Raw genomic sequence first — 11609 nt, 5'->3', positions numbered from 1 at the left:
ACCTAGAAGAGCGTACCGCCCGCGTAGCGGGCGGTACGCTCTCTGATTTTGGTTTTTAATTATGCCTAGCTGCTTATTTCCCTAATTTACATCAGATAACTTTCTAATTCAGGATATTTAGAAAATAAGTTGTCAATACTGGCAAGTTTTGCGCCATGTTCTAAGGCTGTGGCAATAATTAGGCGATCGAAGGGATCTTTGTGAATGGGAGATAGATTTACGGCTCTGACTGTAATTTCTGGAGTTAGTGGAAATAACTCGATTTTGGCAGGCGCTAATGCTCTGCTAAACCACTCTTCTGGTGAACATGTTAGCTCTAATCTGCCTCGACTTTGGGCTAAGGCAATCTCATAGCAAGATAGAGGGGATACCGCTAATATCTCGGCTAACTCAAAGCGCTCAAGCCAAGATGAAGGAAATCGCTCGAAGTCTGAGTTAATTAGCCATAGCCAAATATGGGTATCGAGAACGATTATTTCAGACATTCCCAATCCTCTTCATCGACAATGGGGCTGACGATATCGCCTAAGATTGTCACTTTGCCAGCCATGTCGGGGATGGGAAAACGGCGTTTTATTTGAGGTTTGGTTTCTTCGAGGATAGTGACGATGATTCGTGCCGAGGTGATTTCTGGCTGTTCGGAAAGCCATTTAATTTGTCCGTTTTCATAGGTTGCTTCATAACTTTTGAGCATGGTTGTTTATCTCCTTAAGATGTTTTCCACTTCTTTTTTTGCTCTTAGATTAGAGAAAGTAAGCGATCGCCTTCTAACCGTTATTTCGCTTTCTCAAGTTCTAAGCGATGCTCACTTGATCAAATGGGATAGCTTCGTCCTGTGATTCTTCGGCTAGGTCAAAGGCATAAATTTCTTCGAGTTCTTCTAGACGGGCAAGCAGTTTTTGATAATAGTCAAATTCTACAACCACTCTCAAACGTTGACCTTGAGCATCAACAATGTATTGTTCGCTAATTGTTTGCATTGGTAACTCCTATTATTGGGATTGAGTCAATTATATGTAATCTCAAAGATGATGGGGTAAGGCTAGACCATGAGGGTAGTCCTAAAAAGGAAAGGATCTATGTAAAGCTCTTAGGGCAAAGGTTTTATCGAATACCGAAAAATTAAAGTCCTTAAGTATCTTGGCTGTTTAGGCATTATTTCAACTGAATAAACCAATTCTGGACGAATTTATAAGCTTTGTAGCATCTTCCTAATGTTGAATCTTAGATGTTTTCATGTAATGCTAAGTTCATGGAATCCATGCTGGCAGAGAGTTCTGGATATCCTTTCCTTTTTAGGACTACCACCATGAGAGATTGTTCAAATTCTTATTTTTTGCTAGATATTAAAGAACATAGGCAATCGCCTTCTGAGGGTTGATTCCTATCCTCAAGTTTCAATCAATTGGCTTAAATCTCGAAAATATTATGTAATAATCATTGATAATTTACTAATAATGCTAAAATCAAAACAAGCTTATAGGGGGAAACCCATAAGAAATCTTCTTTGAAAATCGTAGTTTAGAGATTATTAACATGGGGCAACTAGACAAATTTCTTTCTGATGATCAACAAAATGCTGCTATAGCTGAAGCAAAAGAGCTTTTCGGGCAACTGATCCAAAATGAGCAACAAGTGGGGCAAGAAGATCAAGAGAAGGGGCAATACGTTGGGGAAGTTTATTCAATCAGCTATGAATCAGCATTAGTACTTATCCACGATCACTATCGTAAAAAAGTAGGTGGTATTCCTAGCCTGAGTTTTTTAATTGCTACTCGTATCGATCCTAGAAGCTCAATTGATTATACGAAAGAGGATTCATCTATTATCTTGTTGCGTGTTATGGACGCTGCACCTCTGCCTAATGCATTTGAAGCTGAGCGAGTCAGAGTAGAGACAGCACAAAAAGCCAGTGGCGAAGATATGCATTGGGATAGTCAAGAATTGATGGATTCCCATACCCATAATCTTCTCTCTTTTGCTGGAGTTAAATGTAGAGTTATTGGGACTTTTTTCCTTGATAAAAGCTCTAGTGAAGACTCTGATTCTTTAGTTTTACGCTTTGGCAGCGATTTATCTAATTACTACCCTAACGAGGGTTTAAAGGTATATAAACCAAATGACAAAGCTCTGTCACTTATTGTCAATTATCGCGATCCAGATCGTAAGGACTTGAAAACAAATAAGTCAGTTGTGATCGGCAATATTCGCTATGCCTCGACTAATCGCTCTTTTCAAGGGGTGTCTAATGTTGAGGTGAAAATTCTTCCTGCGGATTTGCTTAGCCAGAAGACTGCACTTTTTGGAATGACAAGAACAGGGAAATCTAACACGACAAAGATTATTCTTCAATCTGTATTTAATCTTCGATTTGAAGATTACCCTTTAAGAGTTGGGCAGATTGTTTTTGATCCAAATGGTGAATATGCTAATGAAAATATTCAAGATGCTAGTCAGAATAAGAATCCATCAGCTATAAAAAACATTTGGCAATCTCACCCCCAAGGCAAGAAAGAAGATGTTGTAGTCTATGGCATTTTACCCCATCCAAACGATCCAGAGGGTTTTGAACGCAAACTTATGCTTTTAAACTTCTTTGAAGATGACAATCTACAGATTGGGAAAGAAATAATTGATTTATCACTTGCTTCTGATGGTTCTAAGTACATTCAGAACTTTAGACAGATTAGATTCGAGAAACCAGATACATCTGATAAGTCTGCTACTGTCCGCTATGAAAGACGTGTCTTAGTGTATCGAGCATTAATTGCTAAAGCAGGGTTTACGCCATCTGTAACAATTGCACCAAAGATTAATAGCTCTCTGGGCAGCAGTTTGTTCAATTCCCGTCTACTAGAGATAATGGAAGAATCTGGTGATGAAAATCCAAACTATATTTCTGCTGCCTCTACTTTGAAGAAGACAAAGGTGACATGGAAAGAACTTGCCAATGCCTTTGAATATCTTAGAGACTTTATGACAACTAAAAGTTACAAAGAGTTTGAGACTTGGTATATTACTGAGCGCCCTAAAGCTTCAGGTGATTCTTGGGCGGACGAAGACTTGAAAAAAACCTTAGAAATGTTTGCCTATCCAAATGGTACAAGGCAAATTGGGAAAGTGTGTAATCAACATACAAATAGTACAAACGTTGATTATGCTTCAGAGATATATGAACATTTACGGGATGGAAAACTTGTAATCATTGATCAGTCGAGTGGAGATCCAGAAATCAATCAATCTTCTGCCGATAGAATTATGTGGCAGATTTTTAGCTCACAACAAAATATATTTCGAGAGGGAGCGATGAATATCCCTGATATTTTGATTTACGCTGAAGAAGCCCATAACCTCTTGCCAGCAGGTTCAGATATGGATTTAAAAAATATATGGGTTCGCACAGCGAAAGAAGGAGCAAAATATAATATTGGCATGGTCTACACTACACAAGAGGTAAGCAGTATCCAAAAAAATATTTTAAAAAACACTGCTAACTGGTTAATTGGACATTTAAACAATACTGATGAGACAAGAGAACTCAAAAAATACTACGACTTTGAGGACTTTGAGAGTTCAATTCGTCGCGCTCAAGACAAAGGATTTTTGAGGGTTAAAACTCTGAGTAATCTTTTTGTTGTTCCAGTTCAAGTTAAGAAGTTTGAGGTGTAGTTATGCCATACGAAGGTGAATTTGCTGGTTATAGTTCTTTACGGCGGATCGTAGAGAGCGAACGTGTAAAAAAATTATTGGGTAACTACAAAATCCGTGATGCTGCTGACAGCTTGGGTTCTTTACAAATTTTAGAACCCGTTAGTATTGAGCCTAGCGACTGGAAACCAAAGAATCTAATTGCTATAGATGGCAGTCATGCAGAAATTAGCATTAAAAATGGTTTTCCTGGTGCTGAAGCCGCATATATTACCGTAGCATCAGTAATTTTAGATATCGAAAAGATGAGGGAACTCGATCAACAACGACCTGTCGATCCCAAAAAATTTAAAAAGACTCAGACAGCAGAATCAATAGATTGTGCTTTACCTGGTTGCAATGTTGTTTATGAAGGAGAAAGTTCAGCTGAAGCATCTCTCAGAAAAGCAGTATTTGAAGTTTTCAAGACCAATAGAATGTCTACTGATGGTGAATCACTTCTAGATACCTATGAAGCTTTGCTTGAATACAAGCCCAATACGGAACGAACCCAAAAATGTCCTTATGAAGATTGTCCAAAAGAAGAAGAATATAAGAGAGGTATAAATCAGTATTCATGCTCATGTTCATTATCCAAACCTTTGTATTCAACAGATGCACTTAGATTTCATGAAAGAATGGTTCCAGCAGGAACTAATGGAGCTATCTTTTCTGAAATTATGCAAACGCTTGAACGGGTCTGGATTATTCACATTTTAAGAACTATGGAGTCAAAAAAGTGGCTTTCTAGCTTGCGTAGGTTAGCTATTGTACTTGATGGACCGCTTGCTGTTTTTGGACAACCTGCTTGGATCAGTCAAGCAATTAGAAAAGAGCTATATAGGTTAAATGAGTTGGTGCGTAAAGCTACAGGAGGAAAAGATATTCTCCTGATTGGTGTTGAGAAAACGGGGCAGTTCGTACAACATTTTGAAGACATAGATCGTAATTCAGAAGGATCTAGTGGCGTTTTTCCTAAACAAGCGGTTGGGTTACTTACAGACTCATACATTAAGCAAAATGTGATTTTTTCTGAAGGCACAAAAATGTATGGTGATGCAACATATTTTGGACGTAAATTTTTCTACAAAACTAAATCAGGAGCGAGACTAGTAGCCAGTCTTCCATTTTTAAAAGAGGATCATAGAGATATGAATCGTGCGGAGCAGTCTCAATATCCGAGGTTAGCCGATGCGATCGGTCTTCTAGATCAACTTGTGTCTTCAAGATTTGCGAATGCATTTACACCTCTGGTGCTGGCTAATTCAGAAGCAGCAATACCTCTTAGTCTTGGCAGCAAAGTTTTAGAAAAATTAGCTAGAGAATTGATTACAGAATGATAAAATTTACAAAATGAGTCATGAACTTTTAAAAATCAGCAATGCTACAGGTAGATGGTCTGGAATCGGTCCTTATTATGCGATGTTTCCAAGAGAATTTGCTTTTGATGTAGTTGAGAAATATTCGGAAATAGGGCAAAACATTCTTGATCCATTTGCAGGAAGAGCAACAAGTATTTATGCTGCGGCTGCGCTAAAAAGATATGGATATGGCATTGAAATAAATCCTGTTGGATGGCTTTATGGGAAAGCAAAACTAAATCCTGCTTCCAAAGGTAAGGTATTACTTCGCAATAGTAAAATTGGAGAAATAGCCAACACTATCACAATTGATGAATTAAATTCCTTACCAGAATTTTTTTCATATTGTTATACAGAAACTGTTTTGCGTTATTTGCTTGCAGCAAGAAAAGCCCTTAGCTGGGACAAAAGTTCAACTGATGCGACCTTAATGGCTATTATTTTGGTTCATTTACATGGGAACAGAGAATCATCTTTTTCAAACCAGATGAGACAAGGTAAAGCAATGCATCCTGATTACTCAATTCGATGGTGGCAAGAAAGAAATATGCTTCCACCCGAAATCGATCCTGTTGAATTTATGATAAATCGTATTGAGTGGAGATATGCTAAAGGTCTGCCAGAAAACAATGAAAGTAAGGTTATCTTAGGAGATAGCACATCAAGGCTTAAGGAAATTGGTAGAAAAGTTCGTACAGGTAAACAATCCCCTTTTGATTTGTTATTTACTTCACCACCATACTACAAAATAACAAATTACTATTACGATCAATGGCTACGTCTGTGGATGTTAAATGGTAATAATAAACCTACGTGGACAGGTGAAAAATGGAAAGGCAAGTTTGAATCAATGACAGCTTATCAAACTTTGTTAAATGATGTTTTTGAGGATTGCTCTAAAATAATGTCTAAAGATGCAATTATTTATGTTAGAACTGATGCTCGAAAATTTACTTTAGAAACAACTAAAGATATTTTATCTAGAGTTTTTCCAAACAAGTCTATGAAAATAACTGCTCAACCATTTTCTAAAGAAACTCAAACTGCTCTCTATGGGGATAAAACTATTAAGCCTGGTGAAGTTGATATCATTATGCACTCTTAATGGTTTAGATAAATACTCAAGCTTCGGGGCATAAGGCTTTAAAAGCAGATGTAGTTAAGCAATCGTCTGATATGGCGATCGCCAATTTATACCATTACTTTCAAGAAGCAAAGGCGATCGCCTCTTGAATAATCATTGCAATATTTGGCTGAGCACAAGCAATTACCCTATCTATCAAATGCTTGTGGTGAGGGAAACTCGACAAATTGGGGAAATGGGGCGTATTGTCATAGCGAAAAACTAGATTGTTCTGTCCATCTTGGAAATGATAGCGATAATCAATTGCCGTAATCTGATCACCTACAACAACCAAAGCCTCACTGATAGAAAGTAAATATTGGAAATAAAAACGCAATCGAAGTTTGAGATTGACTCGCTCACTAGATAGAATTGTCGCATTGTAATTCTCTACATAGACATCAGGATAAGCTTCCAAAAGTTGATCTATTTGATCAAAATAATCCCTAAAACTATTACGCGACATTTCTTAGCTTGCTCTCTAATTCTTGGCGTAAAGCTAGATAATGACGATAATTACTTGCCCAATCAAACTTATCTTCATCATCATCCGTCTTACCTTGTTGATACTGCACAAAAAAGTCAGCCGAATCAGTTTGATATTTAATCTCATAACTGTATAGTTGCTTAGTTAAAGCGATTAAAGCATCCAGAGGCGATGTATATTCAGTAATCTGTCTACGCATGATAATACCCGAATTTATTCTTTACGTGTTTGAGAATCTTCTACAAAATTACCTCATCAGCAGAGCTATACTTCCCACTTTTCAGCTTTTTTTGAATAAATTGCTCTTGCTCAATTTTTAAGGCAATACTCATGATTTACATCCTAAGTCATGTAATTATCAGCAATTATAGCAAAAGTGTTAAAAGTAGATGTAGTTAAACTATCGCCTAATATAGCGATCGCGAATTTATATCACTACTTTCAAGAAGCATAAGACGATCTTTTCTAATTCAATAGTGATATCTACATTGTAAAAATTTAATGTAATTTTGTTCAACTAGATAAACCAATCGATGCTCTTGAGTAATACGGCGTGACCAAATACAAGAACCAAGATATTTCAATGGTTCAGGCTTTCCAATTCCATTAAAAGGATCGCGCATGACTGAATCAACTAAATCCATTACCCTCAAAGCAACCTTGCGATCAACAGAAATCCAATGGGTTAAATCTGTACGAAAATCCTGATCAAAAATAGATTCTCTATTCAATGGAGAATTACTCTTTGACAAGTCCTAACTCCTTGCGTAAATCATCAGGTGTTTGGGAATCTTCTACATTCGCTCTAGCACGACTAATAGCATTTAACAAACGTTCTGCATTCTTAGGAGATCGCAAAAGATGCATAGTTTCTAACAAGCTTTGTAACTCATCGGCAGCAATCAGAGCAACATTTTCACCATTTTGACTTTTGATGTAAATAATTTCACGATCATTAACAACGCGATCGAGCAATACATTCAAATTTGGCATTGTCAGCAGTGCATAGCTAGTTTCAACAATCATAATGACTTCCTGAAATCTTATTAAGATTATAGTTGGTTCTCTAAAAACTATGGGATAAAGCTTCAAAAGCAGATGTAGTTAAACGATCGCCTGATATAGCGATCGCTATAGGCTAATTTGGATTATATGGTTACAGACTTTTTGGCTATAGCTATAGTACCGATTCCCAAAATGGCAATGCCATTTTGGGAATCTCAAAATCTTACTGGGCATGTTTTTTAATTCACAAAAGTGTGGTCACACTTTCATGAATTGTTATCGCATGGTTAAATACAATCATAATTTTTGCGCTAGGCGTACAAAATTGTAATCGTATCTACTTCAAATTGACATTATGTGTGGAATTGTTGGCTACATCGGACATCGCTCGGCAAATGAAGTTTTAATTTCAGGGCTACGTAAACTGGAATATCGCGGCTATGACTCCGCAGGCGTGGCAACAATTCCCCTCGGCGATCGCAGTTTGCATCGGGTGAGAGCAAAGGGCAAACTGATCCAGCTTGAAGAAAAATTAAACACTGACACCGCCCCATCCGCACCCATTGGCATTGGTCACACTCGCTGGGCAACCCACGGTAAACCTGAAGAACATAATGCCCACCCCCATACCAATAATCTGGGAAACTTGGCAGTTGTGCAAAACGGCATCGTTGAGAATTATCATCTTCTCCGCACAGAATTAAAAGAACTCGGTCATATTTTTGTCAGTGAAACCGATACCGAAGTGATTCCTCACATGATCGCGGAGTTTTTACTGCAACTAGAAAAGCGGGACAATATTATTCCCGACAACTCGCCTTCGGTTTTGTTTGAGGCAGTGCGCCTGACCGTGGCAAAGCTGCAAGGAGCCTATGCGATCGCTGTCATCCATGCCGATTATCCCGATGAATTAGTAGTGGTGCGCCAACAGGCTCCCCTTGTCATTGGTATCGGTAAAGAAGAAAACTTCTGTGCCTCCGATACGCCTGCCTTGGTTGCCTATACCCGCACTGTCATTCCCCTAGAAAATGGAGAAATCGCCAGACTAACAAGGGAATCGGTGCAAGTATATAACGCTAAAGGCGATCGCCTCCGTCGAACACCCCAGACCCTAAACTGGAACCCGACCATGGTCGAGAAGCAGGGCTTCAAACACTATATGCTCAAGGAAATTTACGAGCAACCAGGGGTGTTTAGGGCAGGGCTTGCCAGCTATATTAGCGAAAATGATCGACTCAAATTGGGGCTGCCTCAGGGGTTTGTGGAGCGGATTGAACGAGTAGAAATAATTGCCTGTGGAACCAGTTGGCACGCCTCTTTAGTCGGAAAGTATCTGCTCGAGCAGATTGCAGGTGTTCCCACTAGCGTTCAATATGCTTCTGAATACCGCTATTCACCACCTCCTTCACTATCAAACACTTTAGTAATTGGCGTGACCCAATCGGGAGAAACTGCCGATACGCTTGCAGCGTTAGAATTGGCAAAATCAAGGGGCGATCGCTGCCTTGGCATTACCAATCGTGTTGAAAGTTCCATTGGGCGCATTGCGGATGCTGTAATCGATACTCAAGCAGGGATTGAAATTGGGGTGGCAGCCACAAAAACCTTTATTGCTCAGCTACTAATGTTCTATTTACTTGCCTTAGAGTTTGGTATCACTAAGGGTAGTTTGTCATCGGAGCGATCGCAGGAATTAATTGACGGACTGCGCCAACTTCCCGCCTATATGGAAAGAATTCTTGAAAGCCAAGAGCGTTATATTGAGGAACTTTCGCGTCAGTTTACCCATACTAAAGATTTCATTTTCCTCGGTCGTGGTATCAATTTCCCAATCGCCCTTGAAGGTGCGCTCAAACTCAAGGAAATTAGCTACATTCATGCCGAGGGCTATCCCGCAGGGGAAATGAAGCATGGACCAATCGCCCTGCTAGACGAAGATGTACCTGTTGTCGCGATCGCCACTCCTGGAGCTGTGTACGAGAAAGTTCTTTCTAATTCTCAAGAAGCGAAAGCGAGGGATGCAAAATTGATTGGTGTCGCACCTCTTGACGATCCTGCGGCGCATGAGGTGTTTGACTATATTTTGCCGATTCCTGTGGTTGATGAGATTTTCTCACCAATTCTCACCGTGATTCCCTTGCAACTGCTTGCCTATCATGTGGCAGCCCATCGCGGTTTAGATGTCGATCAACCGCGCAATCTTGCGAAATCTGTCACAGTTGAATAAATTTTCATAGGCATGGTACAACTCTCTCTGACTGGATTCTCCATCGATATACAGCGCATTGCGCTCAAACCCAAACTAAGGAAATTTTTGAAAGCGTTGCAAAGCAGCGCTTTCAAAAATTTCCTTGTGGTTCATTTGATCGATAATTGCTGTAATACCAATTCACGAAAGTGTTGTCACACTTTCGTGAATTAAACACCAAACCCAGTAAGGTTTTGAGATTCCCAAAATGGCGTTGCCATTTTGGGAATTGGTATAAGACAATAAGTCAAGAATAAATCTAACGATCATGCAATGGTTAACATCTCTTAGCAATCGTTTGAAAATTAATCGATTAGCTAGCACTGTTATAGATTCGCTCTGGCAAGCAAATTGTCCTTTATGCAAGCGTTCTACGGATAGAATCCTATGTAAAGACTGCGATCGCCAGATCTCTGCTTGTCAATCACCAGAATTTTTGCAAGTGGATTATCCCATCTCACCCGACCTTCCCCTTTATAGCTGGGGAATTTACGATGGAGCCTTGAAAAGAGCGATCGCCGCCTGTAAATATGGAAATCACCCTGCAATTATGGAAGCGATCGCCGAAAAAATTGCCACCACATGGAAGCGATCACCGCATAGAAAGGCATTGATCCAAAATCATAAAAAGCTATCGGTAATTCCCATCCCCCTCCATGCCAATAAATTAAAGTCTCGAGGCTTTAATCAAGCAGAAATTCTCGCTCGTCGTTTTTGCGAGCTGATCGCATTGCCCTGCCATCCCCAGCTTTTGCAGAGGGTCAAGGATACAAAAGCCCAGATGCAGACTAAAAGTATCACGGAAAGAGAACAGAACCTGTCTCACGCCTTTACCGTTCCCCTGCAACACAGATCGCCACAGACAAATCCGCGATCGGTAATTCTAGTTGATGATATTTACACCACTGGCGCAACGATACGTGAAGCGATCGCCACCCTCGCCCACAGCAATCTTATCGTAAGAGCTGTAATTGTAATTTCGCGTCCCCAATTTCAAAAATAGCGGCTAAAAGCCAGCAACTAAAAGCTAACAGCTAATTATGCAGTTCCAATTCCGATTTCATTCTTTCAAGAGTCATATTCATCTGATCGAACATCTGTTGCGGTGTAATTCCGAAATTACCAAGCTGATTTTCCAGTTGCTTGAGAGTCATCTGCGCCATAAAGTCATCGGACAATTCAAATCGCTTCATGAAAATTTTATAGCGATCCATCATCTCTTCCATTTTTTCGATGAAGAGGATTTTCCCCTCGCGATCGAATTTTCCATAACTACCTCCAAGCTGCGTTAGGGCTTGATAATCTTGAAATAGGTTGCGAGCTTCATGTTGAACGATCTCAGAATCAAAAAATGCCATTTTAATGCTCTGCTTTACTTACATCTATTTTAATTTTACAGGCTAGCTAAGAATTACAGAAATTACCCGAAGTGGGGATATCACTATAAAACCCATCCTAATCTCCTCCCAGTCAAGAAATATTGCAGTTTTCATTTTGCCTACGGCAAAATAAAAACTCAAAACCCTTACTAGGATTGTTTTTTGTTTTCAAATGAGTACGCACTCATTTGAAAACCGCAATAGCTTGTAATAATACCAATTCACGAAAGTGTGACAACACTTTTGTGAATTAAACACCAAACCCAGTAAGGTTTTGAGATTCCCAAAATGGCGTTGCCATTTTGGGAATTGGTATAAC

Annotated in this window: 14 protein-coding genes; 5 read left to right on the top strand and 9 right to left on the bottom strand. The window is 39.4% G+C overall.

Features of this window, described 5'->3' with window-relative positions; translation table 11 throughout:
• Positions 1-86: 86 nt before the first annotated feature.
• From AC805_RS01935 to AC805_RS01925, 3 genes are all read right to left on the bottom strand, one after another.
• Positions 87-485, bottom strand: coding sequence for a type II toxin-antitoxin system VapC family toxin (locus AC805_RS01935; protein WP_055073859.1), 399 nt, complete (start codon positions 483-485; stop codon positions 87-89).
• Entirely contained in the window at positions 473-694 is a 222-nt protein-coding gene (locus AC805_RS01930) for a hypothetical protein (protein WP_055073858.1), read from the bottom strand. The genes AC805_RS01935 and AC805_RS01930 overlap by 13 nt, the downstream gene beginning before the upstream one ends.
• A 100-nt stretch (positions 695-794) precedes the next feature.
• The gene (locus AC805_RS01925; RefSeq protein WP_055073857.1) at positions 795-980 is read right to left on the bottom strand and encodes a hypothetical protein; all 186 of its coding nucleotides are present in this window, start codon (positions 978-980) and stop codon (positions 795-797) included.
• A 556-nt stretch (positions 981-1536) separates the two neighbouring features.
• Between AC805_RS01925 and AC805_RS01920 the strand changes: the two genes are divergently transcribed.
• The 3 genes from AC805_RS01920 to AC805_RS01910 are packed head-to-tail and all read left to right on the top strand — an operon-like array spanning position 1537 to position 6153.
• Complete coding sequence (locus tag AC805_RS01920; protein WP_055073856.1) at positions 1537-3669, top strand: helicase HerA domain-containing protein; 2133 nt, start codon at positions 1537-1539, stop codon at positions 3667-3669.
• Between the two features lie 2 nt (positions 3670-3671).
• Entirely contained in the window at positions 3672-5027 is a 1356-nt protein-coding gene (locus AC805_RS01915; protein ID WP_055073855.1) for a DNA double-strand break repair nuclease NurA, read from the top strand.
• Between the two features lie 13 nt (positions 5028-5040).
• Positions 5041-6153 carry a DNA methyltransferase gene (locus AC805_RS01910; protein WP_055073854.1) on the top strand — a complete coding sequence of 371 codons (1113 nt, stop codon included), beginning with the start codon at positions 5041-5043 and terminating at the stop codon, positions 6151-6153.
• A gap of 100 nt (positions 6154-6253) precedes the next feature.
• Here AC805_RS01910 and tumE read toward each other — a convergent pair whose 3' ends face one another.
• The 5 genes from tumE to AC805_RS01890 all read right to left on the bottom strand — a co-directional run bounded on the left by tumE (position 6254) and on the right by AC805_RS01890 (position 7684).
• Positions 6254-6637 (bottom strand): toxin TumE, encoded by a 384-nt coding sequence (tumE, locus tag AC805_RS01905; protein WP_055073853.1) that lies wholly within the window; start codon positions 6635-6637, stop codon positions 6254-6256.
• The gene (tumA, locus tag AC805_RS01900; protein WP_055073852.1) at positions 6627-6857 is read right to left on the bottom strand and encodes an antitoxin TumA; all 231 of its coding nucleotides are present in this window, start codon (positions 6855-6857) and stop codon (positions 6627-6629) included. The genes tumE and tumA overlap by 11 nt, the downstream gene beginning before the upstream one ends.
• 40 nt (positions 6858-6897) lie before the next feature.
• The gene (locus AC805_RS27235) at positions 6898-6990 is read right to left on the bottom strand and encodes a type II toxin-antitoxin system ParD family antitoxin (protein ID WP_369122820.1); all 93 of its coding nucleotides are present in this window, start codon (positions 6988-6990) and stop codon (positions 6898-6900) included.
• Positions 6991-7128: 138 nt separating this feature from the next.
• Entirely contained in the window at positions 7129-7389 is a 261-nt protein-coding gene (locus AC805_RS01895) for a Txe/YoeB family addiction module toxin (protein ID WP_231662398.1), read from the bottom strand.
• Positions 7390-7396: 7 nt separating this feature from the next.
• Positions 7397-7684 (bottom strand): type II toxin-antitoxin system Phd/YefM family antitoxin, encoded by a 288-nt coding sequence (locus AC805_RS01890; RefSeq protein ID WP_055073850.1) that lies wholly within the window; start codon positions 7682-7684, stop codon positions 7397-7399.
• Positions 7685-8018: 334 nt separating this feature from the next.
• Between AC805_RS01890 and glmS the strand changes: the two genes are divergently transcribed.
• Together glmS and AC805_RS01880 are read left to right on the top strand one after the other, a co-directional pair.
• Entirely contained in the window at positions 8019-9890 is a 1872-nt protein-coding gene (glmS, locus tag AC805_RS01885) for a glutamine--fructose-6-phosphate transaminase (isomerizing) (protein WP_055073849.1), read from the top strand.
• Between the two features lie 289 nt (positions 9891-10179).
• A complete protein-coding gene (locus tag AC805_RS01880) occupies positions 10180-10914 on the top strand; it encodes a ComF family protein (protein ID WP_055073848.1) in 735 nt (244 codons plus the stop codon).
• 31 nt (positions 10915-10945) lie between these two features.
• On the opposite strand, the gene AC805_RS01875 is transcribed toward AC805_RS01880, so the two are convergent.
• Complete coding sequence (locus AC805_RS01875) at positions 10946-11269, bottom strand: DUF1825 family protein (protein ID WP_009626703.1); 324 nt, start codon at positions 11267-11269, stop codon at positions 10946-10948.
• Positions 11270-11609 lie beyond the last annotated feature (340 nt).

Source organism: Pseudanabaena sp. 'Roaring Creek', from assembly GCF_001402795.1.
Taxonomy (GTDB): Bacteria; Cyanobacteriota; Cyanobacteriia; order Pseudanabaenales; family Pseudanabaenaceae; genus Pseudanabaena.
The sequence above is the reverse complement of the archived record's forward strand: the minus strand, read 5'-3'. Positions and strand labels throughout refer to the sequence as shown.